Genomic DNA, 23,085 nt, shown 5'->3' with positions numbered 1-23,085 from the left:
CCTGCGCGACTCAATTATTTTGTACTCAGTGCTTCAATGCCCTAAAGGAGGTTCTGTTGCCCCGCAAAAACCTGAAGCTCGGCGAAATGCTGATGGAAGCCGGGATCATTCACGAATACCAGCTCAACTCGGCGCTCTCTTACCAGCGCCACTGGGGGGGGCGGCTTGGTGATTCGCTGATCAAACTCGGCTACCTGCCCGAGGATACGCTCCTCAATTTTCTCGCCGATCAACTCAAGTTGACTCGCATTGACCTCGAACGCTGGACCATTTCCGACGAGGTGCTGGCGACGGTGCCGGCCGACAAGGCGCGGGAATACAACGTCATTCCGGTCGACCGCAAGGTGATGTACGGCACCGTCTACCTGCTGGTGGCGATGGCCGACCCGACCAACCTCCTCGCCATCGACGCTATCCAGTTCATGACCGGCTGCCAGGTCCGTCCCGCCCTCGCTGCCGAAGGGGCGGTGCGGGCGGCGATCGATCGCTGCTACGGCCCGCCCGGTTCCGAGTCAACCCGGGAAGAGGAGGGACTGCCGGAAATCGAACCCCTCCCCGTCGAGGAAGCGCCGGCTTCTGCCGACGACGGCCTCTCCGTCTTCGACTTCCCGGCAGTTATTGGCAATGGAAACCAGCAGCCGGCCAAACTCCAAGAGAAATTTCAACTCCTGATCCGGCTGCTGATGGACAAGGGGCTGTTGTCGCTGCGGGAGTTCGAACGGCTTAAGTAGACTGAGTGCTGAGTGCTGAGGCGAGAAAGGTTCAAAGGCGGTTCGCGCGGATCACTTCGGATAAGGTCAGATAGGGTCGGATTCAGGCAAAACCGCAAATCAGCTCACGCAACGCCGCGACGGCGCAACGCAACGCAAAGCAAAAATCAAGGTCTGAATCATGGGCTCAACGGTTTGTGGATCAGGTTCGGTTGAAGTTTTCGTCGCGTCGCAGCGCCGTCGCGTGAGGCTGGTCCTGAATTTGGTCGATCCGAAGTTAATCCGAAGTGATCAGATTCGATCCGCGCGATACGGATCTGGGTTTTGATCTCACTCGATTCACGTGTCACCAGTTACGCCCCTTCCGGATCTTTAAACCATGCCCTTTGTTCGTGATATCTTCTGGCAGCGGTTGCGGCGCAACCGCATGGCAATGGCCGGCGCGGTGATCGTTGCCGCGATGTTCCTGCTGGCGCTGCTGGCGCCGGTGGCGGGCTACGATCCCGGCGCCATTGATATTGCCCGGCGCCTGGAAGGGCCCGGGTTGCAGCACTGGCTGGGGACGGACGACCTTGGCCGCGATGTTCTGGCGCGGATCCTCTACGGGGCGCGGATCTCGCTGCTGGTCGGTTTCGTCGCCGTCGGCATCGCTACCCTGATCGGCATCGTCATCGGCGCCGTCGCCGGCTTCTACGGGCGCTGGACCGACGCGGTGGTGATGCGCTTCGTCGATATCATGCTCTGCTTCCCGACCTTTTTCCTGATCCTCGCCGTCATCGCTTTCCTGGAACCCTCGATCTGGAACATCATGGTGATCATCGGCCTCACCGGCTGGATGGGGGTGGCGCGCCTGGTCCGGGCCGAATTCCTCTCCCTGCGGGAACGGGACTTTGTCGTCGCCGCCCGCGCCATGGGCGCTTCCGACGCCCGCATCATCTTTCGCCATATCCTGCCGAGCGCCCTGTCGCCGGTCCTGGTCTCGGCCACCCTCGGGGTCGCCGGCGCGATCCTGACCGAAAGCGCGCTCTCCTTTCTCGGCATCGGTGTGCAGCCGCCGACCCCCTCCTGGGGAAATATGCTGATTGCCGGCAAGCAAACCCTCGGCACCGCCTGGTGGCTCTCGGCTTTTCCCGGCTTTGCCATCCTCCTCACCGTCCTCGGCTACAACCTGCTCGGGGAGGGGATTCGTGACGCCCTCGACCCGCGCATCCGCGACTGACCCCTGCCGCCAGCGAGGTTTTTCATGACACCCGAAGAGTTCATCCGCAAGCGTTTCCGTGATTTCGTCGCCGGGGATTTCGGCGCCATTTGGGATGGCTATCATCCCGACACCAACTTTCGCCAGGCGTTCCCGGAGCGGGATGCCTATATTGCCTACGGCGAGCAGGAACTGGCGGGAAACCTGGTCTTCCAGGAGTGCCGGGTATTGCTGCAGAATGTGGTTGGAAACCGCGCCCGGGTGATGCTGCTGAACCGCTTTTCCGATGGTGACGAACTCCACACCTACTTCGAGTATGCCAATCTGGTCGCCATCGACGGGGAGTGGCATTACTTCAGCGGCGCCCGCCTCGAACGGGGCCTTTTCGATGGTCCGGTGGAGGAAATCAGCTGGGACGAGTTCAAGCGGCTGTCGGATAATCTTTTCTTCTGATATCCTTTTCTTCCCGCCGATTCCGCCGATTTCCTGAATATCATCCTGCCGGAATTTTTCTCTCCGGCTGGGGCTGTTTGTCCCATTTCAAGATCGGCGGGACGCGCCCCGCCAGGCGCCTTACTTTTTGTCCAGGCCAACAAAAAGTAAGCAAAAAGTGGCCGTCCCCTCGCGGGGGGCATGCCGCCACGGCCGGTCCAGGTTCCAATCTCCGGCGCAGCAGATAGTGACCGCCATCGCTTCGTGGGACCGCGTCTCCGGTCGAGGGAGCATCGCGGAGCGCTGCCTCTTCCGTACTGTGGCCGTAAACAGCTCGTGTTGTTTAAGGTCAAAGGCACCTGCTTTTGCCCGTTAACGCCAGAACGAGCAGCAGAATCTCCTTGTCAATCGGATCACCCTTCGCACCGCACCCGGGACCCCAGACGGATGGGTCCCGGCGTCTTGGGGGGCGGATCGATACACGGCAGGAACCGCACCACGCCATCTTGACCAGCACCCGGTTCCGTAACGGCATGGCCCCACGCCGAGTGGCGGCCCTTTCTTTGGTGACTTTCTTTGGGCCAGCAAAGAAAGCCACCCGGCTGCCGGCCGGGACCGGCGGTCCTGATCTTGACCATAGGATTTTATCGAACCAAAAAGAACAAGGTCGGCGGAATGCGCCCAACGCATTGATCTGTGTTAAGGTAGACTCTCGCTCATTCAATAATTTCCAAAGGAACCTATGCCCGAACTCCCCGAAGTTGAAACCACCCGCGCCGGACTCGCCCCCCTCCTCATCGGTCGTAGCATCATCGCCGCTGTCATCCGGGTCCCGGGGCTGCGCTGGACGTTTGACGCCGACCTCGGCCAGCAACTGACCGGAGAAACGATCCGCGCTGTCGACCGCCGCGCCAAGTACCTCCTGTTTCGTTGCGAAGAGGGGACCCTCTTGCTGCACCTCGGGATGAGCGGCCATCTCCAGGTTGTCCCTTGCGATCTCCCGGCCGGCAAGCATGACCATGTCGATCTCCTGCTCGATAACGACCGGCTGCTCCGTTTCCACGACCCGCGCCGCTTCGGCGCCCTGCTCTGGACCAGCGAAGATCCCGCCGGCCACCCCCTGCTGGCCAGTATGGGGCCGGAACCCTTCGCGGCCGAACTCGACGGGGATTACCTCTACCGGCGCTCCCGGGGGCGCAAAACCGCCATCAAGACCTTCATCATGGACCAGGAAATCCTGGTCGGGGTCGGCAATATCTACGCCAGCGAGGCGCTCTTCCGGGCCGGGATCAGTCCCTTCACCGTGGCCGGGGCCCTTGCTCCAGGACGGTACCGGAAGTTGCTGGTCGCGATCCGGGAAGTTCTCGCCGCGGCGATCGCTGCCGGTGGGACGACCCTGCGGGATTTTCGGAACGAAGGGGGGCGTCCCGGCTATTTTTCCCAGCAGCTGCAGGTCTACGGCAGGGAAGGTGAGGCCTGTTTTCATTGCGGGGAGAATGTCCGGCAGCAGCGGGTGGGGCAGCGTTCGACCTTCTACTGCCCCCGCTGCCAGAGGGGATGAAGTGGGCATTTTGAATTTTGAATTTTGAATCTCAGGGGGGTCCAATTCCCCGAAGCTTGCTTCGCTATCGCCAATATGAAATATTGGCGACATGAGCGAATATGTACACAAAAGTCATAATGTTTCTGTGCTGTTATACCATCTTGTTTGCCCAGCAAAATACCGCCGGGTTGTTTTCACCCCAGAGGTTGATGGCTGTCTCAAAGAGGTCTGCCTTGAGATCGCCAAAAGATACGAGATTCAGTTCGTAGAAATTGGGACCGACAAAGACCATGTTCACTTTTTGGTGCAGTCGGTTCCAATGTACAGCCCAACGCAGATTGCACGAGTCATCAAAAGCATTACGGCCAGAGAAATATTCAAACGAGTCCCATCGGTTAAAAAGCAACTATGGGGTGGCGAATTTTGGACAAAGGGCTATTTTGTGAACACTGTAGGCCAAAAGGGTAATGAGAAAACCATTGCGACCTATGTTAGAAATCAAGGCCGAGAAAAAGAGTATCAGCAATTGCACCGCGAGCAGTTAACGCTTTTTGATACCCCGTAGCTTGCTGCGGGGTAGTTCATTTTTGAATTGGGTTTCCGTCGCGTCGTTGCGCCGTCGCGTGAGACATCTTGAATCTGGTTTTCGGTTTGATCCGATTTTATCCGAAGTGATCAGACCTGATCCGCGGGCGACGGGTTCGAATTTTCAAGCCAGAAATTTTCGCGGGGATTCCTATTACTCAGAAAAATGTCAGAAATAGTTGTAAGAGTGTAAACGTTTTCCGGTCCTTACCCCGGAAAACCAATGCCTGGCCCCAAGGACCTGTCCCTGGGGCCAGGCAGCGTTTCAGGGGGAGGTTATCCGTCCCGCACGGTGACCAGGAAGGGATGGGCGAGGCCGCTTGCGGCGAGAAGCTTTTGCAGCAGGGAGCGCTCCGGCGGCAGTACCCCGGATCGTTGCGCCTGGCGGCAGAGGTGGACCAGGAGCGGAAGGTTCCCGCTCAAGCTGTAACCGGAGCGGTTGAGCGCTTCGGCCTCGATCTCCTCTTCCAGGTCCCGGGCCAGGTCCTGGGGCGCCGCCAGGTAATGGGTCGGAACAGCAACCAGGGCCGGGTCGAGGCTGCTCATGAAGGCCTGGCGTTCGCCGGGGTGGAGAGTGGAAAAGTCGACGGTACACCAGTCGCGGTCGCGGGTGGAGATGAGGGCGCGGCAGGCGAGGGGGCGTCGGGGGTAAATCGTGCAGTGTCCGTCATCGGCGAGGAAAGGACAGGGCCCGGCCTGGGATCGGTGGCGGCGCAGGAACTCCTTGAAGGAGGGGGTTTCGGCCAGGACTTCTCGCAGGCGCGAAAGGTAGCCATCGACCCGGGCCCACTGCGGCCCCGCCAGGGAGGTCGCGACAGCCGCCGCCTCCGGGAGGGTGGTGTGGACGTTGAGAGTGCAGCAGCCGCTGCAACCCGCCGTGCAATGGATGGGAGTTCCCTGCTTGCGGAGGGCGTCGAGGAGCTGCGCAAGGTCGCGGTCGAACCGCGCGTGGCGGGTGGCGACGATTTGACCCCAGGACTTTATCATCGGACTATTCTGACGCAGGGGGAGAGAAACTGGCAAGAAGAAACCGGAAGTTGAAGCCGCAGCAATCTCCCTCCATGAAAGAAAGTCATTAATTTTCAAGATGAATGTGGACTCTGCTTGACAAAATTTTGCGGCGGTTGTGTAGTAAGGTTGCTTTCATGGTGTCTGGTGCTGAACCTCCTTCCGGGACAAAGTTAAGATGCCGTCTTCTCGCCGGTTCCGTCGTGTCACGACAGCTGTTGCCTTCCTGGTTGCCATAATCCCCCTGATGGTGGCAAGGGGCGAAGGATCGAACCTCGATCGCTACCGTCGGCCCGAGGTGCGCCTAGTCCCCTTGCTCCCGGCGCCGCTGATTCCGGAACCAGTGGCGCCTAAACCGGCGGTCGGCCAATCGGTGCTGCCCCCCATCGCCCCATCACCCGTTCCCCCCTCATTCCCGCCCGGAACCGATTTTTCTCTAGGCGGTGCCCCCTTGCCGGGCGGAGACGGCCAGCTGCTGGTCGTCGCGGAGAAGCCGCTGCCGGGGGCGATCCTGCCGCAAAAACGGATTGTCGCCTTCTATGGTAACCCGATGTCGCGGCGCATGGGCGTGTTGGGTGAGTGCCGCAAGGAAGAACTCCTCTGCCGCCTCGCGGCTGCAGCGCAGCGCTGGGCCGCAGCCGATCCCTCCACCGAGGTGCAGCCGGCCCTGCACCTGATCGCCGTGGTTGCCCAGGACAGCCCGGGGCGGGCCGGGAAGTACCGAAAATTGATGACCGATGCCCTCGTCAGCGAGGTCTACTCCTGGGCCCGGGAAGCCGGGGCGCTCCTCTTCATCGATATCCAGACCGGCCATGAGGATATCCGCACCATCCTGCCGCGCTTCGAGTGGATTCTGAAAAATCCTGACGTCCACCTCGGCATCGACCCCGAATTCAACCTGGTCGGCAGCAAGGCCATCCCCGGCACCAAGGTCGGCAGCTATGATGCGGTCGATGTCAACGCCGTTTCGGCCTGGCTGGCCGGGGTGGTGGAGCGCTACCACCTGCCGCCCAAAGTGCTGACGGTCCACCGCTTCACCCGCAATGGCGTCACCAATGCCGACGAGATCGTGCTGCGCCCGCAGGTGCAGATTGTCATGCACATGGACGGCTGGGGACCGCCGGCGGTGAAGCGGGCGACCTACCGTGACTATGTCGCCGCGGAGCCGGTCCAGTACACCGGATTCAAGCTCTTTTTCCATAACGACACCAAGCAGGGCGACCCCCTGATGACCCCCGAGGATGTCCTGCGCCTGCGGCCGATGCCGATGTATATTCAGTATCAGTAGGGCGGGGGACGGGGGACGAGGGACGAGGAAGGTCTTTTGACCATTCGCGTTCCGCATCCCGCGTCCCCCGTCCCCCTCATTTGCCCACGAATCACTGGCCATCCCTCGCCACTCATCGCTCATCACTCGGCACTAAAAAGCCCCGGCTGCCATGGCAGCCGGGGCTTTTTGCCTGTTACAGACCGAGTTGCTTGAAGAAGTCGTTCCCCTTGTCATCGACGAGGATGAAGGCCGGGAAGTTTTCGACTTCGATCCGCCAGACCGCTTCCATCCCCAGTTCGGGGAAGTCGATGCACTCGACCTTCTTGATGTTCTCCTCGGCGAGGACGGCAGCGGGACCGCCGATGGAACCGAGGTAGAAGCCGCCGTGCTTCTTGCAGGCGTCAGTGACCTGCTGGGAACGATTCCCCTTGGCGATCATGATCAGGGAGCCGCCGTTGGCCTGCAGCAGGTCGACGTAGCTGTCCATGCGGCCGGCGGTGGTCGGTCCGAAGGAGCCGGAGGCTTTCCCCTGCGGAGTCTTGGCCGGGCCGGCGTAGTAGATCGGGTGATTCTTGAGGTAGTCGGGGAGCGGCTTGCCGCTGTCGAGAATCTCCTTGAACTTGGCGTGAGCGATGTCGCGGCCGACGACGATGGTCCCGTTCAGCAGCAGCGGGGTCGAGACCGGGTACTTGGAGAGCTCGGCGAGGATTGCCGGCATCGGCTGGTTGAGGTCGATCTTGACGCCGTGCTCGTGCTTGCCGCGGTACTGCTCGGGGATCAGGCGCCCAGGATTGCGGTCCATCTCCTCGACGAAGAGCCCCTCTTTGGTGATCTTCGCCTTGATGTTGCGGTCGGCGGAGCAGGAGACCGCCATGCCGACGGGGCAGGAGGCGCCGTGGCGGGGGAGGCGGATGACGCGCACGTCATGGGCGAAATACTTGCCGCCGAACTGGGCGCCGATGCCGAGCTTCTGCGCCGCGGCGAGGAGCCGCTCCTCGAGCTCGAGATCGCGGAAGGCCTGGCCATGGTCATTCCCGGTCGTCGGCAGGCCGTCGAGTTCCTTGGCGGTGGCGAGCTTGACCGTCTTCATGCAGGCGTCGGCGCTGGTGCCACCGATGACGAAGGCGATGTGGTAGGGGGGGCAGGCGGCGGTGCCGAGGTATTTCATCTTCTCGATCAGCCATTTTTCCAGCTTCTCGGGGGTGAGGAGGGCCTTGGTCTCCTGGTAGAGCATCGTCTTGTTGGCGCTGCCGCCCCCCTTGGCCATGAAGAGGAACTTGTAGTAGTCCCCTTCGGTCGCCATGATGTCGATCTGGGCCGGCAGGTTGGTGCCGGTATTCTTTTCCTTGTACATGTCGAGGGCGACGGTCTGAGAATAACGGAGGTTCTCCTCGGTGTAGGTCTGGTAGATCCCCTTCGAGAGGTACTCTTCATCCTTCACCCCGGTCCAGACCTGCTGCCCCTTCTTGGCGACTACGGTGGCGGTCCCGGTATCCTGGCAGACCGGCAGATCGAGCTGGGCGGAGATCTCGGCGTTGCGCAAAAAGGCCATCGCCACCCCCTTGTCATTCTGGGAGGCCTCGGGGTCGCGCAGGATCTTGGCGACCTGCTCGTTGTGGGCGGGACGGAGCAGGAAGGAGACGTCCTTCATCGCCTGGTTGGCGAGGACGGTCAGGGCTTCGGGGGCGACCTTGAGCATTTCCTTCCCCTCGAACTGCACCGTGCTGACGTATTGCTCGGAGCCGGGGATCTTGTAGTACGTGGTCGTTTCCTTCGCCAGCGGAAAAGGATCCTGGTACTTGAATTCCGGAGTTGCCATCACGTTCTCTCCTTTGGAAATTGAATGGGGCGACGCCAGCCGGCACCGCAGTTCGCAAGGGATTCGGTCGCACATTATATAGGGGCTGTATACATTTGTCGATACTTATGCATTGAGATGGGACGGGGGATTCGGGACGTGGAACGCGAATGGTCAAATGGTTTTCCTGGCCTCACGCCTCACGCCCACATCCCGCATTCCCATCCCGCACCAGCTATGCTAAAGTCGTCCCCACTTCATCCACCTTTCCTTTCAGGATACGGCATGCAGAAACTGATCAGGCAGATCCTCACCTCCCGGGTCTACGAAGCGGCGGTCGAGACCCCGCTGGAGGAGTCGGTCTGGCTCTCCCGGGAATTCGGCAACCGGGTACTCCTCAAGCGGGAAGATCTGCAGCCGGTCTTCTCCTTCAAGATCCGTGGTGCCTACAACCGCATCGCCCACCTGTCGCCGGCGGAGCGGGAGCGCGGGGTGATCACCGCCAGCGCCGGCAACCACGCGCAGGGGGTCGCCTTTTCGGCCCGCAAGCTCGGCATCCGGGCGATCATCGTCATGCCGGTGACGACGCCACGGATCAAGGTGGCTGCCGTCGAAACCTACGGCGCCGAGGTGGTGCTGCACGGCGACAACTACTCGGAGGCGGCCGATCACTGTGCCCGCCTGGTGGCGACCAACGGTCTCAATTTCATCCCCCCCTTCGATGACGAGCTGGTCATCGCCGGCCAGGGGACGGTCGGCGATGAGCTGCTGCGCCAGAGCTCGGGGAAGATTGATGCCGTCTATGTGCCGGTCGGCGGCGGCGGCCTGATTGCCGGGGTCGGCTCCTATCTCAAGGCGCTCTGCCCGGAGATCCGGGTCATCGGTGTCGAGCCGGCGGACAGCGACGCCATGGCCCGTTCCCTGGCGGCCGGGCGGCGGGTGACCCTCGACACCGTCGGCATCTTTGCCGACGGGGTGGCGGTGCGCGAAGTCGGCAAGCTCACCTTCGACCTCTGCCGGCGCTGCGTCGACGAAATCGTCCTGGTCGATACCGACGAGATCTGCAGTGCCATCAAGAATGTCTACCAGGCGACCCGCTCCATCGTCGAACCGGCCGGCGCCCTCGCCCTCGCCGGAATGACGAAACAGGTACGGAGCAGCGGTTACCGGGACCAGACCCTGGTGGCGATCAACAGCGGCGCCAACATGAACTTCGAACGCCTGCGCTATGTGGCCGAGCGCACCCAGGTCGGGGAAAAGCAGGAGGCCCTCTTCGCCGTGACCATCCCGGAGGAGCCTGGAGCCCTGCGCCGGTTCTGCGCCGAGGTCCTCGGCTCCCGCAATATCACCGAATTCAATTACCGGCTCGCTGATCGCAGCCAGGCCCACATCTATGTCGGCCTCTCGGTCCGCAACGAGCAGGAGCGGTTCAGCATGGCCCGGCAGCTCGCCTCCCAGGGTTTTGCCAATATCGACCTCACCGACAACGAGCTCGCCAAGACCCACATCCGCTACATGGTGGGCGGGCGCTCCAGCCAGGTCGGGCGGGAGGTTCTCTACCGTTTCTGGTTCCCCGAGCGCCCCGGCGCCCTAACCCGCTTCCTCGCCGCCATGGGGGCGAACTGGAATATTTCCCTCTTTCACTACCGTACGCAAGGGGGGGACTTCGGCCGGGTGCTGATCGGGCTGGAAATCCCGCAGGGGGAGGAGGAGGCCTTCCGTGCCTTTCTCGACCATCTCGGTTACCGGTTCGTCGAGGAGAGCGCCAACCCCGCCTATCGGCTCTTCCTCTGAATTTGCCGGGTCTTTTCGCCGGAATGTCATGCGCCTTTTCCCGGTAAAATTTCGAGGTTTCTGTCTCGACTTGCCTGTCAAGGACGATCGGGCCGGTTGCGGTTGACCCTGCCGGCCGGCTGCTTTTGATGCTGAGGTGGTTGGTATAATTTGTGCTTTGTGGTTAAGCCTGACTGTAATTGGGTGCGCGCCCCGGCGCTGCGCTGCGGAGGGAATGGGCGGATGGCAGAGAAGGTTCTGGTTGTCGATGACGACCGCTTCATGCGTGAACTGCTGACGGATCTGCTGCAACAGGGCGGATTCGAGGTTGCGCTGGCGACCAACGGCGAGGAGGGGATAAGTCGGGCCCTTGCCGCGCCGCCGGACGTCATCCTCCTCGATCTGGTCATGCCGGTCCTGGACGGCATCGATGCCTGCCGGGCCCTGCGCGCCAACCCTCTCTTTCGTCACACCCCGATACTGATGATGACCTCGCGGGTCGACCTCGAGGGTGCTGTCAATCCCTTCCAGGTCGGCGCCGACGATTACCTCTCCAAGCCCTTTGACCAGGTCGAACTGCTTGCCCGGGTGCAGGGAAGTCTAGCCAAGCGCCGCGCCATCGCCGCCCTGGAGCAGAAGGCGCGCGATTCGGAAGCCCTTCTCGAAATCTCCGGCTCGGTGACCTCCACCCTCGATACCGTCGAAATTCTGCGCCAGATCGTGCAGCGCATCGCTGGCCTCCTCAGCGATGTCTACCGCTGCTCCATCGCCCTGATCCAGGAGGACGAGCAGTTTGGCTACGTGCTCGCCTCGAGCGATGACCCCGGGATGGGCGAGCTGCGTATCGACCTCGAAAAATACCCCGAAATCAGGCAGGTCATCCGCTCCGGCGAGCCGCTGCTGATCAAGGATATCCACCTCGACCCGATCCTGGCCGAGGTGCGGCCGAACCTGGCCGCCGAAAAATTCAACACCATCCTGGTCCTGCCGGTCCGTTACCAGGAGCGCGTCATCGGCGCCATGGTGGTACGGGCCCTGCGCTCCCGGGCCGGTATCTCCCGGGATGAGGTCGCTTTCTGCCAACTGGTCGCCAATGTCTCGGCCAACTCGCTGAAAAATGCCCATCACTTCGCCCTGGTCCGGGAGGAGTCCGACCTGCTGCGCCACACCAAGCAGCGTCTCGAGAAGGAGCTGGCAGTCAAGGCGGTTTACGAAATGCTCTTCGAGAACGCTTCGGAGGGGCTGGCCGCCTTCAATCGCGGGGGGAAAATCGTCTACATCAACCGCAAGGGGCTCGAAATCATCGGCTACAGCCGCGCCGAGCTCGAAACCCTGACCTTGCCGCGGCTCCTCGATATCCGCTCGCTCCGCAAGGTGCTCAGCCTGCAGCGGGAGGGTCGCCCTGCCGAGCGCAGCAACCCGCGCCTCGATGTCACCATCCGTGCCAAGGGGGACCAGCTCAAACGCCTCTCCATCAGCCTCAGTGAACGGGAAGTGGTGAGCGACCTACAGGTGGTGGCGTTCCGGGATGTCACCGAGCGGCGCGTCATCGAGCAGGAACTGAAGGAGACCAAGGTGGTGCTCGAACAGGCCAACGAGCGCCTCAAAGCCCTCGATCGCAGCCGGGCAGAGTTCCTCAATACCGCCGCCCACGAGCTGCGGATCCCGGTGACAATCGTCAGCGGTTACTGTTCGCTGTTGAAGGACATGGGGTGTGACAACCTTAGCGCCCAGCAGCGCGAATTCCTCGACGCTGCCGTCGAGAGCAGCGACCGGCTGGTCGATCTGATCAGCAATATCCTCGACCTTTCGCGCCTGAACGCGGGGAAGATGCAGATGGATATCGGTCCCCGCGATCTCTCCTCGTCGGTGCACGAAGTCTACCGCGAGGTCCGTTCCCTCGCCCTGCAGCAGGGGCTGGAACTCGATATTGCCGCCCCGGACAACTGTCTCGCCCTGTTTGACGACGAGAAGATCAAGCGCGTCCTCTTCAACCTGGTTGGCAACGCCATCAAGTTCACCGCGGCCGGCGGCCGGGTCCGGATCGAGGTCAGCGATCAGCCCGCGGAGGTGATCGTCTCCGTCAGCGATACCGGCAAGGGGGTCCCCGCGGAGCGCCTTCCGGAACTCTTCGAAGAGTTTACCCAGGCGTTGCCGGAGGATTCGACCCGCGGCAGCGGCCTCGGGCTGTCGATCTGTCGCAAGATTGTTGAATCACACAATGGCCGGATCTGGGCCGAAAGCCGGCTCGGGGAAGGGAGCCGCTTCCACTTCAGCCTGCCCCGCTCCGCCTGAACTTTGCTTGCCCCCTCCCGCCACCGGTTTTTCGGCCTCTCCTTGTCCCCGCCCGCGACCGCCAGTTTTCTCTCCTTAACTAGCCTGATTCATAACAAAAATAATTGACAGTTATTGTCGGGTATGCTATCCCTGTAGTCACTCAGCCGCCAGCTCGAATGCGCGGCCGGGAATTCTCCGCGGCCCCTGGCCGCCCAAGGAGCGAACCGGTGATTCAGACCCTGCGCGAAGACTTCAAGGCTGTATTCGAGCGTGACCCCGCGGTACGCAGTGTATTTGAAATCATTTTCTGCTATCCCGGCTTTCACGCCATGCTTTTTTACCGGGTGGCCCACTGGTTCTGGACCAGACAGTTCTACTTTCTCGGCCGTTTCATTTCCCATCTCGGTCGTTTCATGACCGGGATCGAGATTCATCCCGGGGCCCGTATCGGCCGCGGGTTCTTTATCGACCACGGCATGGGGGTGGTCATCGGTGAAACCGCCGAAATCGGCGACAACTGTACCCTCTATCACGGGGTTACTCTCGGCGGCACCTCCTGGGCCAAAGAGAAACGCCATCCGACGCTGGGCGACAACGTGGTCGTCGGCAGCGGCGCAAAGATTCTCGGACCTTTCACCGTCGGCAGCAACAGCAAGGTCGGCTCCAACTCGGTCGTGGTCAAGGAAGTCCCGGCCAACACGACCGTCGTCGGCATCCCCGGGCGGGTCGTTTTTGCCGAGGGGCAGAAGAGCGAGCCACAGACCGATCTCGAACATGGCCAGCTCCCCGACCCGGAAGGGAAGGCGATCAGCTGTCTTTTCGACCAGATCCGCGCCCTGGAGCGGAAGGTCCAGGAGCTGACCGAAGAGCAGCAGGAGTTGAAGGCGCACCTCGCCGACGACGTCAACCCGCACCAGCGCAAGCGGGCCTGACATGCGCCTGTCGACCAAGGCCCAATACGCGGTACGGGCAATGGTGAGCCTCAGCCTTCATGGGGACGAGGGGCCGGTTTCGATTCGTGACATGTCGGCCCGGGAGGAGATCTCTCTCGCCTATCTCGAACAGCTCTTCGTCAAGCTGCGGCGTGCCAGGATCGTCCGCAGCGTCCGGGGACCCGGGGGTGGTTACGTGCTCGCCCGCCCGGCCACCGAAATTCGCGTCGATCAGATCATCGACAGCGTTGAAGAGACCCTGGTGCCGGTCTCCTGCATGGACCAAGACGGGCGCTGCGTCTGCAGCGACCACTGCGTGACCCACAGCGTCTGGCAGGGGCTGGGTGACCGCATCCGCAGCTTCCTCGCCTCGATGACCCTGGCCGATTTGACCCGGGAGGCCCGGGAAAAAATGCCCAAGCGACCGTTACGGCAGACTGCCTTATCCGATTGAATCTCCGGAGGCCCGACGTGAATAAAATCTACATGGATTACAACGCCACCACCCCGGTTCGCCCCGAGGTTTTCGATGCCATGCTCCCTTTTTTCCGGGAGCAGTTCGGCAACCCCTCCAGCGTGCACTGGGCCGGACGCGCGGTCAGCGGTGCGGTGGAGAAGGCGCGCCAGCAGGTCGCCACCCTGATCAACTGCTCCCCGGCCGAAATCGTTTTCGTCTCCTGTGGCAGCGAAGGGGACAATATGGCGATCAAGGGGACAGCCGCCGCCCTCGCCGACCGGGGGAAACACATCATCACCACCACCGTCGAGCATCCCGCCGTCCTCGAAACCTGCCGTTTCATGGAAAAGCAGGGTTACGCGGTGACCTACCTGCCGGTCGACCGCGACGGCATGCTCGACCTGCAGGAGCTGGAAGCGGCGATCACGCCGGAAACGATCCTGATCTCGGTGATGTGGGCCAACAACGAAACCGGCAACATCTTCCCGATCGAGGAGATCGGCGCCATCGCCCGCAAGAACAAGGTCCGCTTTCACAGCGACGCGGTCCAGGCCGTGGGGAAACTGCCGGTCGACGTGCAGAAGGCGAATGTCGACCTGCTGGTCCTCTCCGGGCACAAGCTCGGCGCCCCCAAGGGGGTTGGCGCCATCTACATCCGCAAGGGGACCCGCATGCACCCGCTGATTCACGGCGGCCACCAGGAGCGCAGCCGCCGCGCCGGGACCCACAACGTCGCCGGTATCGTCGGTTTCGGCCTCGCCTGTGAACTGGCCGGGGCGGAAATCGAAACCTGCGCCGCGCGGATCGGTGCCCTGCGCGACCGGCTCGAGGCGGGCATCAAGGCGGCCATTCCCGAGATCAAGCTGAACGGTCACCCCGATCCGGCCCGGCGCCTGCCGAATACGCTCAATGTCAGTTTCGCCTACATCGAGGGGGAGTCGCTCCTCCTCAACTTCGACATCAAGGGGATCGCGGCGAGTTCCGGTTCCGCCTGCACCTCCGGCTCCCTGGAGCCCTCCCACGTCATGGGCGCCATGTGCGTCGATGTCGTCCTCGCCCACTCCAGTACCCGCTTCAGTCTCGGCCGCGACAACACCGAGGCGGATGTCGATTATGTCCTCGAAGTGCTGCCGCCGATCGTGCAGCGGCTGCGGGAGATGAGCCCCCTCTACAACCGCAAGGAACCCTTGACCTGCGAAGAGTGCAGTATCGTGAGACGCTGCTGAAGAAACAAAGGACGTTTTGGGTTTTGCGTTATGGGTTTTGGGTTGAGGACTCAAAACTAAAAACTCAAAATTCAAAATTCAAAATTCAAAATTCTTTGGAGGACCGCCATGTATACCGAAAAAGTGATGGATCATTTCAGCAACCCCAGAAATGTCGGGGAGATCGAGGATGCCGACGGCGTCGGTGAGGTCGGTAACGCCTCCTGCGGCGATATCATGAAGATTTACCTCAAGGTCGAGGACAACGTCATCAAAGACGTCAAGTTCAAGACCTTCGGCTGCGGTGCGGCGATCGCCACCTCCTCGATGGTGACTGAACTCGCCCTCGGCAAGACCATCGACGAAGCCCTGGAACTGACCAACGCCGCCGTGGCCGAGGCCCTCGACGGCCTGCCGCCGCAGAAGCACCACTGCTCGAACCTGGCCGCCGATGCGCTGCACGAGGCGATCAAGAATTATCGGGATACCCATCCCCAGGGCTGACAGAACCCAATAGATTGCCACAGAGAGACGGAGACACAGAGGGGACCGGGATCCTTCTTTGTGTCTCCGTCTCTCTGTGGCCAAAGTGATCAAATGTCCGTTAAAAAAGAGCGCATCGTCGTTGCCATGAGCGGCGGGGTCGATTCCTCGGTCACCGCGGCCCTGCTCGCCGAGCAGGGGCACGAGGTGATCGGCCTGACCATGCAGATCTGGGACTACTCCACCTTTACCGCCGATCACGGCGAGAGCTTCGGCACCTGCTGTTCTCTCGACGACGTCTATGACGCGCGCCGGGTGGCCGAAGCGATCGGCATTCCGTTTTACGTGGTCAATTTTGAGAAGGAGTTCCAGCGCCAGGTAATCGATCGCTTCTGCGACGATTACTTCTCCGGCCGCACCCCCAATCCCTGCGTCCTCTGCAACCAGAAGCTCAAGTTCGAACGGCTGCTGCGGCGCGCCCGCGAGCTGGAGGCCGACCGGCTCGCCACCGGCCATTATGCCCGGGTGGTTGCCGCCGAAGGTGGTTACCAGTTGCGCAAGGGGCGCGATATCCAGAAGGACCAGAGCTATTTTCTCTACACCCTCGACCAGACGCAGATGGAGCGGGTTCGTTTCCCTCTCGGCGAGATGACCAAGGAGGAGGTGCGGGCCCATGCCGCCCGCTTCAATCTGCCGGTCGCCGCAAAGGCCGAAAGCCAGGATATCTGTTTCGTCCCTGACGGTGATTACGTTCGCTTTCTCGAAGAGGAACGGGGGGAAGGGCAGATGAACGGGGCGATCGTGCACGTCGCCGACGGCAGGGTGCTCGGCCAGCATCTCGGTACCTACCGCTACACCATCGGCCAACGCCGCGGCCTCGGCATAGCCTGGCCCCATCCGCTCTTTGTCGTCGGCATCGATGCCGAAAACCGGCGCGTGCTGGTCGGTGAGCGGGAACACCTCGCCTGCGATCGCCTCGAGGTCAGCGACGTGATCTGGGGGGGGACGCCCCCTGACGGAGCGATCGAGGCTTCCTGCCGCATCCGTTACCGCCACCAGGAGGTGCCGGCCCGTATCGAGCCCCTTCCCGGCAACCGGGCCCGGGTTCTCTTCGAGAAGCCGCAATTCGGCGTGACCCCGGGACAGGCGGCGGTCTTCTACCGGGACGACCTGGTCCTCGGCGGCGGCACCATCGCATGAAGGGTTCCGTCGCCATCGCCACCCTCGGCTGCAAGACCAACCAGTTCGAGTCGGCGGCAATCGCCGAGCAGTTGACCGCCGGCGGCTGGACAGTCGTCCCTTTCGAGGTCGGGGCCGACCTGGTGGTGATCAACACCTGCACCGTCACCAGCGCCACCGACAGCCAGTCCCGCAACCTGATCCGCCGCGCCCGGCGGCTGCGCCCCGCCTGCAGGGTGGTAGTCACCGGCTGCTACGCCCAGGTCGATCCGCAGACCCTGGCCGCCATCCCCGGGGTCTCTCTGGTGCTCGGCAACGAGGAGAAGCGGGACCTGCTGCAGCTGCTGGAAACGGGGGGCGACGGCATCCAGGTCGCCGACATCCGCCGGGCGGCGACCGCCGAGGTGGCGACCCTGGGAAACTTTGCCGAACGCAGCCGCGCCTTCGTGCAGATCCAGAACGGCTGCGACGCCTTCTGCGCCTACTGTATCATCCCCTACGCCCGCGGCCGCAGCCGTTCGGTGCCGCCTGCCCAGGTCGTGTCCCAGGTGCGGGAGCTCGCGGCCGCCGGCTTCCCGGAGCTGGTCCTCACCGGCATCCATATCGGCCATTACGGCGCCGACCTCACCCCGCCAACGACCCTCCTGGCGTTACTGCAGCAACTGGTGGCGGAACCGGGTCTGCCGCGGCTGCGCCTCGGTTCCATCGAACCGACGGAGCTTCCCGAGCGGCTCCTCGACCTGGTTGCCGATTCTCCCGGCCTCTGCCCCCATCTGCACATCCCATTGCAGGCGGGGAGCGACAGCGTGCTGCGGCGCATGAACCGCCACTACGACACCGCCTTCGTCCAAACCCTGCTCAGGCGGGTGGTGGACACCATCGCCGATGTCGCCATTGGTCTCGATGTCATTGCCGGGTTCCCCGCCGAGAGCGAAGCAGAGTTCGAACAGACCTGCGCCCTGCTGCATAAGCTGCCGATCAGCCACCTTCATGTCTTCCCCTTCAGCCGCCGTCCCGGCACGCCGGCGGCGACCATGCCGGGCCAGGTTGCGGCTACGGTAATCAAGGAGCGCGCCGCCCGGTTGCGCGAGATTGGCGCGGCCAAGGCCGCGGCCTTTGCCGAGCGCTTCATCGGCCGGGAGCTGGTGGTGGTGGTCGAAGGGGGAGGGGACGGTGAGGAGCGGCGCGGCCTGACCGGAAACTACCTGAATGTCCGTTTCTCCGGGCCGGCCAGCCTGGTCGGAAGGACGGCGCAGGTGCGGGTGACGGCTGTCGCCGGCGCTGAACTGCAGGGTGTCTTGCTGTGACCAGCCCGAACGGGAGTCGCCGCTGGCAGCTGGTCGTGCCGCAGCAGGGGCGGGGGGAGCGGCTCGATCACTTTCTCGCCGCAGCAATAGCGACCTGCTCGCGCAAGGCGATCAAGCGCGCCCTCGACGGCGGCCGACTCTTTCTCGATGGCCGGGTCGAACGCCGCGCCGGCAGGCTTCTCGCCGGCGGTGAATCGATCCTGCTGACCCTTGACGCGCCTGCGGCGCCCCTGCCCGCCGTCATGCCGGAGATCCTCTTCCGCGATGGGGACCTGCTGGCGGTGAACAAACCCCCCGGGCTGCCGGTGCATGCCACGGTCGCCGGCGGCCCCAACGCTCTCGATCTGGTCAGGAATCTGCTCGCTGGGGAGACGACAGATCCGGTCCTGCTGCACCGCCTCGACGCCGATACCAGCGGGGTTCTCCTCTTTGCTCTCAACGCCGCTGCCAACCGGGCGCTGGCCAGCGATTTCGCCGCGCGGCGCGTTGCCAAGCGCTACCTGGCCCTGGTGGGCGGTGCGCCGCCCGCGCGCTTTACCGTGACCAATTATCTCCGGCCCGGGGTGCGGGGGAGGACCGTCGCGGTCGCCAGCGGTGGCCAGTCCGCCCATACAGAATTTAAAACCCTCGGCCAGGGCTCCGGCTTTGCGCTGGTCGAAGCCAGTCCCCGCACCGGGCGCACCCACCAGATTCGCGTCCACCTCGCCGACCTCGGTTTTCCCCTCCTTGGCGATCTCCTTTACGGTGGTCCCCCGGCCCTCGCTCTTGGCGCCGATGACCTGCTGACCGCTCCCCGCCACCTGCTCCATGCGCACCGCCTGGAGTTCATTCACCCCAGTGAAAAGCGGACGCTGCAGATCAGCGCCCCCCTTCCGCAAGACTTCAAGCCGTTTCTGGAAAAACTGCAAAAGAGACCGAATTAGAAGAGAAATTTTATAGGTCCTATAGGACCTATGCCTGGGCCTTGCTGCGCCCGCGGTCTACGTTGACCGCCAGGAGCAGAACCAGGCCGATGAGAAAAAAGGCCGAGAGGGCGAGGATCGAGAGGCGGGTCGAACCGGTCAGGTCGGCAATAGCGGCGAAGACCAGGGGACCGAGGATCGAAGCGAACTTGCCGCTGATGGCGTAGAAGCCGAAGAACTCGGCATTCTTTCCCGGCGGGATGAGGGAGGCGAAGAGGGAACGGGAGATCGCCTGACTGCCGCCGAGGATCAGCGCCACGACCAGGCCGAGCACCCAGAATTCCCAGGCCTGCTGCATGCGAAAGGCATAGACCGTCATCGCGAGAAAGAGGAGGAGGCTGAGGAGGATCGCCTGCCTGGCGCCGTAGCGGGCGGCCAGGCGGCCAAACAGCAGGGAACCGGGCATGGCGACAAACTGGATCATCAGGAAGGTGCCGAGGATGGTGGTCTGGGAGAGACCGAGCTCCTCACGGCCGAAGATCGCCGAGACCGCGATCACCGTCTGGATGCCGTCGTTGTAAAAAAGAAATGCGAGCAGAAAGAGGGCGAGGTCACGGCAGCGCAGGATGTCGGAGAAGGTGCGACAGTAGCCGCGAAAACCGCGGACCAGGGTCGCCGGCGCGCGCAGACAGGCCTCCTCCCGGACCCAGGCGAAGGTCGGCAGGGCAAAGCCGAGCCACCAGAGGCCGGTCAGCAAAAAACCGGCACGGCTGGCGCTCGCCGTGTCAGCAAGGCCGAGGGCAGTGGGGAAGCTGATGAACAGAAAGACGGTAAGGAGAACGAGGCCGCCGCCGATATAACCGAGGGCGTAACCCTGTGCCGAGAGCCGGTCGAGGTCAGGGCCGCTGGCGAGGGCGGGGAGAAAGGCGTTGTAGAAGATGTTGCCGGCGGCAAACCCGATATTGGCGATGACAAAGAGGAGGGCCACCAGCAGGTAGTCGCCGGGGCCGGTTGCGGCGAGCAGCATGGTGGCCAGGCTGCCGAGGAGGCAGCAGGTGATCAGGAGCCGGCGCCGGACGCCGCGGCGGTCGGCGAGGGCTCCGAGGGCGGGGGCAGCGATCGCCACGAGGAGCATCGACAGGGAGACGGCATAGCCCCAAAGAGCGCTCGCCGGCATTGAGCGAACCCCCCAGGGGAGATAAAGAACCGCCCCGGTCGCAGGGACCAGGGCGGCAAAGTAGACCGGCAGGACCGCCGCCAGGATTACGGTGGCGAAGGCGGAATTGGCCCAGTCGTAAAGGCACCAGCCGAGGCGGGCGCGGTGGTTACTTGGCGGGGCCATTGCCGGTTTTCGGAGCGGGGGCCGGGCCGGGACCGAGGAGCTTGTCGAGGAGTTCGGCGTTGGCGCCACGGACGGTCTGGCCATTGACGAAGTAGGTCGGGGTGGAAGCGATGCCGAACTTTTCACCGATCGCCTTCTGCTCGTCGCCGAGGCCGTTGTCCTTGAAGGGGGGGAGCGGGCCCTGGTCGTATTTCCCCGCCATTACTTCCTCGTAGGCCTTGGCCGGATCTGCGGACGAGAGCACAAAACGGGCCTTCTCGGCGGCGTTTTTATGCATCGCCAACGGGAAGAAGTAGATATAGCGGGTGACATCGCTGCGGTTGGCAAAGTAGGCCGCTCCGCGGCGGCAGTAAGGACAGTCGGGGTCGGTGAATTCGATAACGGTGCTGGGGCCGGACCCGATTTTGAGCGCCTTGTCGAGGGGGAGGGACGCGAGCTTCTCCTGCATCAGGCGCTCCTGGGTCTCCCGGGTCAGGTTCTTCCCGCTCTTGTCGTAAAGCTCCCCGACAAAGATATAGCCCTGCTTGGGGAAATAGTAGAGGAGTCCCTTGCGGGCATGGACCTCGTAAAGGTCCGGAACCGGTGTCGGGTTGATGGCGATGACATCGGTACCGATCTGCGGGTAGTCCCGGGCGAGGGCGGCACCGATCGGCCCGTCCTTGAGCGGGGCGGAGGCAGTAGGCTCGGCGCCCAGGGCGGGTAGGGCCAGCGCAAGGCAGAGGAGGAAGGCACAGCAGGATGAAAAGAAACGCAGCATGAAGCTAACTCCCTTCGTTGTGGTGGGGTGAGGGCCTGGTATGCAGCCATTGCCGGTAGCCACACTGCTCCGGTAACCAGCTGAGACCGGCGACGACGCTCGGGGTCAGTTGCAGGCACCCTTCACCGACGTCGAAACGTTTGTGATAGACCCGGCACTGGCGGGAAACGATATCGAGGTGACGGCAGGCGATGCTGGTGGGGCGGATGGTCCCGTCTTCCTCGACCCACTTTTCGAAACAGCACTCGCCGCAGCGGCGGCAGAGCTGCTCCCAATCCGCAGGGGAGACTTCCAGAGGGAGCGGAAGGGTAACCGCTTCGTTGGACGGGCTGACGCTCAAGTGGGATCTCCGTAAACAAGTTGGCGTCGCTATCTATAACAGATTTCCTGGCAGAATGCCACGGGGAAGCGGGACCGGCGCCCTCCCCGGGGGCGCATCAGACCTTCGCGGCGCCGGCGAGCCCGGGAACCTGGTCAGCCAGCGCCATCACCAGGCGATAGGTGATGCCCCAGAGGATATCGCGACCGGGGAGTGGCAGCCGGATCGCCGGCCGCAGCAGGTCGCTTTCGCGGAAACGTACCGCTGCCATGACCTGGCGTGCCGGATCGTAGAGCGTCGCCAGGGGGACCCAGTGGGTTGCCTGCAGTTCGTGATTGGGGTGCAGCGCAACATCGCCCGGCACCTGGTAGACAAAGCAGCGGACCAGGACCGGCAGGTGGGCTCCGGGGAGGTCGGCGAGGCGGCCGAAATAGCGGGCCTGCGCCAGGTCGAGGCCGAGTTCCTCCCGGGTTTCCCGCAGCGCCGCCTGGCGCAGATCGGTATCCTCGGCAGCAAGCTTGCCGCCGGGAAAACCGAGGTCCCCCGACCAGGGATCGCCGGGGTGGCAGGCCCGCTCCACCAGCAGCAGGTCTGCTCCTCCAGGCGCTTCGCGCAGCAGCATTGCCACCGCAGCAGGGGTCCGGTTGGCGGCCGGGACCCTTCCCGGGTGGTAGGATCGCAAGGCCTTTTCAATTTCGCTGAGGGTCGGCATGGGGGGTCCGATGGGGAAAGTCGCGCTCGTTTCGCAACCGGGGTCTAATCCAAGGATAATTGAATTCCACTTTCCGGCCAAGCACCGTGGCCACAACCGGGAAAGGGAGGGGGCAAATTTTCCCCATTTGCGGAACAGATTCCTCATACGGGGGTAGGAAAATTCAGCCAAATATAGTAATAACAAATAGATAGTGGTTGGATCGAGGATTGCTCATGGCTTTGGCATCCTGCTGCAAATGCAGCGACAAAACTCTTTCCCAGAATAGGAGCACCTCGAAATGAAGAAACTGTCTTTTCTCCTCATCGGTCTGACCCTCGCTTTCACCCTGACCGCCTGTGGCAAACAGCCGGTAGAAGAGATCAACAGCACCCGTTCCGCCATCGACGCCGCTGTCAGCGAGGGCGCCGAAAAGTACACCGCCGATGACCTCAAGGCGGTCAATGACAAACTCGCCGTGGTCATGGACGAAATCAAAGTCCAGGATGGCAAGCTCTTCAAAAATTATGACAAGGCCAAGCAGATGCTGACCGCGCTGAAAGTCGATGCCGACTCCCTCAAGGCGAAGGTGATTACCGTCAAGGAAGAGCAGCGTGCAGCGGCCGTCGCCGCCCTCGACAGCGCCAGCAGCAGCATCACCGAGGCCGAGGCTCTCCTCGCAAGTGCCCCCCAGGGGAAAGGTTCTGCCGCCGACATCGCCATGATGAAAGGGGATCTCCAGGGCTTGCAGACGGCCCTCGGTGAAGTCCAGCCCCTGATTGATAGCGGCGACTACGCCGCCGCCAGCGAGCGCGCTGCTTCGATCCAGGAGAAGGCCGGCACCATCGCCGCCGAGGTACGCGCCGCCCAGGAGCGGTTGGCTGCGCTGAAAATTCGCCGCAAGTAAGGGATAACAC

The 23,085-nt window shown here is 62.8% G+C and carries 22 protein-coding genes; 16 read left to right on the top strand and 6 right to left on the bottom strand.

Translation table 11 applies throughout. The features are described 5' to 3' along the window. The first annotated feature begins 56 nt into the window (after positions 1-56). The 5 genes from ACYQ8E_RS04980 to tnpA all read left to right on the top strand — a co-directional run bounded on the left by ACYQ8E_RS04980 (position 57) and on the right by tnpA (position 4,448). Positions 57-731: a GspE/PulE/PilB domain-containing protein gene (locus ACYQ8E_RS04980; RefSeq protein WP_066727468.1), complete on the top strand. Its 675-nt coding sequence runs from the start codon at positions 57-59 to the stop codon at positions 729-731. A 358-nt stretch (positions 732-1,089) separates the two neighbouring features. After that, positions 1,090-1,929, top strand: a complete 840-nt coding sequence (locus ACYQ8E_RS04975; RefSeq protein ID WP_066727467.1) for an ABC transporter permease — start codon at positions 1,090-1,092, stop codon at positions 1,927-1,929. Positions 1,930-1,953: 24 nt separating this feature from the next. Continuing rightward, on the top strand, positions 1,954-2,361 hold the full coding sequence (locus ACYQ8E_RS04970; RefSeq protein ID WP_066727466.1) for a YchJ family metal-binding protein: 408 nt from the start codon (positions 1,954-1,956) through the stop codon (positions 2,359-2,361). Between the two features lie 721 nt (positions 2,362-3,082). Next, positions 3,083-3,901: a bifunctional DNA-formamidopyrimidine glycosylase/DNA-(apurinic or apyrimidinic site) lyase gene (mutM, locus tag ACYQ8E_RS04965; protein WP_066727465.1), complete on the top strand. Its 819-nt coding sequence runs from the start codon at positions 3,083-3,085 to the stop codon at positions 3,899-3,901. A gap of 91 nt (positions 3,902-3,992) precedes the next feature. Continuing rightward, positions 3,993-4,448, top strand: coding sequence for an IS200/IS605 family transposase (tnpA, locus tag ACYQ8E_RS04960; protein WP_082820217.1), 456 nt, complete (start codon positions 3,993-3,995; stop codon positions 4,446-4,448). Positions 4,449-4,744: 296 nt separating this feature from the next. On the opposite strand, the gene ACYQ8E_RS04955 is transcribed toward tnpA, so the two are convergent. Next, positions 4,745-5,455, bottom strand: a complete 711-nt coding sequence (locus tag ACYQ8E_RS04955; RefSeq protein WP_066727464.1) for a YkgJ family cysteine cluster protein — start codon at positions 5,453-5,455, stop codon at positions 4,745-4,747. A gap of 199 nt (positions 5,456-5,654) precedes the next feature. Between ACYQ8E_RS04955 and ACYQ8E_RS04950 the strand changes: the two genes are divergently transcribed. Further along, a complete protein-coding gene (locus ACYQ8E_RS04950) occupies positions 5,655-6,764 on the top strand; it encodes a hypothetical protein (protein ID WP_066727463.1) in 1,110 nt (369 codons plus the stop codon). Between the two features lie 175 nt (positions 6,765-6,939). On the opposite strand, the gene ACYQ8E_RS04945 is transcribed toward ACYQ8E_RS04950, so the two are convergent. Continuing rightward, positions 6,940-8,565 (bottom strand): fumarate hydratase, encoded by a 1,626-nt coding sequence (locus ACYQ8E_RS04945; RefSeq protein WP_066727462.1) that lies wholly within the window; start codon positions 8,563-8,565, stop codon positions 6,940-6,942. 264 nt (positions 8,566-8,829) lie between these two features. Here ACYQ8E_RS04945 and ilvA point away from each other — a divergent pair, with 264 nt between their 5' ends. The 9 genes from ilvA to ACYQ8E_RS04900 all read left to right on the top strand — a co-directional run bounded on the left by ilvA (position 8,830) and on the right by ACYQ8E_RS04900 (position 19,080). Further along, the gene (ilvA, locus tag ACYQ8E_RS04940; RefSeq protein WP_066727461.1) at positions 8,830-10,338 is read left to right on the top strand and encodes a threonine ammonia-lyase, biosynthetic; all 1,509 of its coding nucleotides are present in this window, start codon (positions 8,830-8,832) and stop codon (positions 10,336-10,338) included. Positions 10,339-10,560: 222 nt separating this feature from the next. Further along, positions 10,561-12,612 carry a hybrid sensor histidine kinase/response regulator gene (locus tag ACYQ8E_RS04935; protein ID WP_066727460.1) on the top strand — a complete coding sequence of 684 codons (2,052 nt, stop codon included), beginning with the start codon at positions 10,561-10,563 and terminating at the stop codon, positions 12,610-12,612. 209 nt (positions 12,613-12,821) lie between these two features. Continuing rightward, entirely contained in the window at positions 12,822-13,526 is a 705-nt protein-coding gene (gene cysE / locus ACYQ8E_RS04930) for a serine O-acetyltransferase (protein WP_066727459.1), read from the top strand. Position 13,527: 1 nt separating this feature from the next. Beyond that, a complete protein-coding gene (locus ACYQ8E_RS04925; RefSeq protein ID WP_066727458.1) occupies positions 13,528-13,980 on the top strand; it encodes an RrF2 family transcriptional regulator in 453 nt (150 codons plus the stop codon). A 17-nt stretch (positions 13,981-13,997) separates the two neighbouring features. Continuing rightward, positions 13,998-15,209: a cysteine desulfurase NifS gene (gene nifS / locus ACYQ8E_RS04920; RefSeq protein WP_066727457.1), complete on the top strand. Its 1,212-nt coding sequence runs from the start codon at positions 13,998-14,000 to the stop codon at positions 15,207-15,209. 108 nt (positions 15,210-15,317) lie between these two features. After that, entirely contained in the window at positions 15,318-15,692 is a 375-nt protein-coding gene (gene nifU / locus ACYQ8E_RS04915; RefSeq protein ID WP_066727456.1) for a Fe-S cluster assembly scaffold protein NifU, read from the top strand. Positions 15,693-15,785: 93 nt separating this feature from the next. Beyond that, positions 15,786-16,871, top strand: coding sequence for a tRNA 2-thiouridine(34) synthase MnmA (gene mnmA / locus ACYQ8E_RS04910; protein ID WP_066727455.1), 1,086 nt, complete (start codon positions 15,786-15,788; stop codon positions 16,869-16,871). Continuing rightward, positions 16,868-18,157, top strand: coding sequence for a tRNA (N(6)-L-threonylcarbamoyladenosine(37)-C(2))-methylthiotransferase MtaB (gene mtaB, locus ACYQ8E_RS04905; protein ID WP_066727454.1), 1,290 nt, complete (start codon positions 16,868-16,870; stop codon positions 18,155-18,157). The genes mnmA and mtaB overlap by 4 nt, the downstream gene beginning before the upstream one ends. Beyond that, positions 18,154-19,080 (top strand): RluA family pseudouridine synthase, encoded by a 927-nt coding sequence (locus ACYQ8E_RS04900; protein WP_066727453.1) that lies wholly within the window; start codon positions 18,154-18,156, stop codon positions 19,078-19,080. Before mtaB ends, ACYQ8E_RS04900 begins: the two co-directional genes overlap by 4 nt. Positions 19,081-19,108: 28 nt before the next feature. Here the strand turns inward: ACYQ8E_RS04900 and ACYQ8E_RS04895 are convergent, their stop codons facing one another. The 4 genes from ACYQ8E_RS04895 to ACYQ8E_RS04880 all read right to left on the bottom strand — a co-directional run bounded on the left by ACYQ8E_RS04895 (position 19,109) and on the right by ACYQ8E_RS04880 (position 22,189). After that, entirely contained in the window at positions 19,109-20,401 is a 1,293-nt protein-coding gene (locus ACYQ8E_RS04895; protein WP_066727452.1) for an MFS transporter, read from the bottom strand. Beyond that, positions 20,385-21,158: a DsbC family protein gene (locus tag ACYQ8E_RS04890; RefSeq protein WP_066727451.1), complete on the bottom strand. Its 774-nt coding sequence runs from the start codon at positions 21,156-21,158 to the stop codon at positions 20,385-20,387. Before ACYQ8E_RS04890 ends, ACYQ8E_RS04895 begins: the two co-directional genes overlap by 17 nt. Positions 21,159-21,162: 4 nt before the next feature. After that, the gene (locus ACYQ8E_RS04885) at positions 21,163-21,498 is read right to left on the bottom strand and encodes a CxxCxxCC domain-containing protein (protein ID WP_231875319.1); all 336 of its coding nucleotides are present in this window, start codon (positions 21,496-21,498) and stop codon (positions 21,163-21,165) included. 97 nt (positions 21,499-21,595) lie between these two features. Further along, positions 21,596-22,189, bottom strand: a complete 594-nt coding sequence (locus tag ACYQ8E_RS04880) for an NUDIX hydrolase (RefSeq protein ID WP_066727450.1) — start codon at positions 22,187-22,189, stop codon at positions 21,596-21,598. A gap of 280 nt (positions 22,190-22,469) precedes the next feature. Here ACYQ8E_RS04880 and ACYQ8E_RS04875 point away from each other — a divergent pair, with 280 nt between their 5' ends. After that, on the top strand, positions 22,470-23,075 hold the full coding sequence (locus tag ACYQ8E_RS04875; protein WP_066727449.1) for a DUF4398 domain-containing protein: 606 nt from the start codon (positions 22,470-22,472) through the stop codon (positions 23,073-23,075). The last annotated feature ends 10 nt before the right edge of the window (positions 23,076-23,085 follow it).

Source organism: Desulfuromonas carbonis (assembly GCF_054658035.1).
This window is presented reverse-complemented; position numbering and strand designations above follow the sequence as displayed.

What these genes read in the sequence shown, in the direction of transcription:
- ACYQ8E_RS04975 (WP_066727467.1), top strand. Translation starts at nt 1,090, where the DNA reads ATGCCCTTTGTTCGTGATATCTTCTGGCAGCGGTTGCGGCGCAACCGC.
- ACYQ8E_RS04970 (WP_066727466.1), top strand. Translation starts at nt 1,954, where the DNA reads ATGACACCCGAAGAGTTCATCCGCAAGCGTTTCCGTGATTTCGTCGCC.
- mutM (WP_066727465.1), top strand. Translation starts at nt 3,083, where the DNA reads ATGCCCGAACTCCCCGAAGTTGAAACCACCCGCGCCGGACTCGCCCCC.
- tnpA (WP_082820217.1), top strand. Translation starts at nt 3,993, where the DNA reads ATGAGCGAATATGTACACAAAAGTCATAATGTTTCTGTGCTGTTATAC.
- ACYQ8E_RS04955 (WP_066727464.1), bottom strand. Translation starts at nt 5,455, where the DNA reads ATGATAAAGTCCTGGGGTCAAATCGTCGCCACCCGCCACGCGCGGTTC.
- ACYQ8E_RS04950 (WP_066727463.1), top strand. Translation starts at nt 5,655, where the DNA reads ATGCCGTCTTCTCGCCGGTTCCGTCGTGTCACGACAGCTGTTGCCTTC.
- ACYQ8E_RS04945 (WP_066727462.1), bottom strand. Translation starts at nt 8,565, where the DNA reads ATGGCAACTCCGGAATTCAAGTACCAGGATCCTTTTCCGCTGGCGAAG.
- ilvA (WP_066727461.1), top strand. Translation starts at nt 8,830, where the DNA reads ATGCAGAAACTGATCAGGCAGATCCTCACCTCCCGGGTCTACGAAGCG.
- ACYQ8E_RS04935 (WP_066727460.1), top strand. Translation starts at nt 10,561, where the DNA reads ATGGCAGAGAAGGTTCTGGTTGTCGATGACGACCGCTTCATGCGTGAA.
- ACYQ8E_RS04925 (WP_066727458.1), top strand. Translation starts at nt 13,528, where the DNA reads ATGCGCCTGTCGACCAAGGCCCAATACGCGGTACGGGCAATGGTGAGC.
- nifU (WP_066727456.1), top strand. Translation starts at nt 15,318, where the DNA reads ATGTATACCGAAAAAGTGATGGATCATTTCAGCAACCCCAGAAATGTC.
- mnmA (WP_066727455.1), top strand. Translation starts at nt 15,786, where the DNA reads ATGTCCGTTAAAAAAGAGCGCATCGTCGTTGCCATGAGCGGCGGGGTC.
- mtaB (WP_066727454.1), top strand. Translation starts at nt 16,868, where the DNA reads ATGAAGGGTTCCGTCGCCATCGCCACCCTCGGCTGCAAGACCAACCAG.
- ACYQ8E_RS04895 (WP_066727452.1), bottom strand. Translation starts at nt 20,401, where the DNA reads ATGGCCCCGCCAAGTAACCACCGCGCCCGCCTCGGCTGGTGCCTTTAC.
- ACYQ8E_RS04890 (WP_066727451.1), bottom strand. Translation starts at nt 21,158, where the DNA reads ATGCTGCGTTTCTTTTCATCCTGCTGTGCCTTCCTCCTCTGCCTTGCG.
- ACYQ8E_RS04880 (WP_066727450.1), bottom strand. Translation starts at nt 22,189, where the DNA reads ATGCCGACCCTCAGCGAAATTGAAAAGGCCTTGCGATCCTACCACCCG.
- ACYQ8E_RS04875 (WP_066727449.1), top strand. Translation starts at nt 22,470, where the DNA reads ATGAAGAAACTGTCTTTTCTCCTCATCGGTCTGACCCTCGCTTTCACC.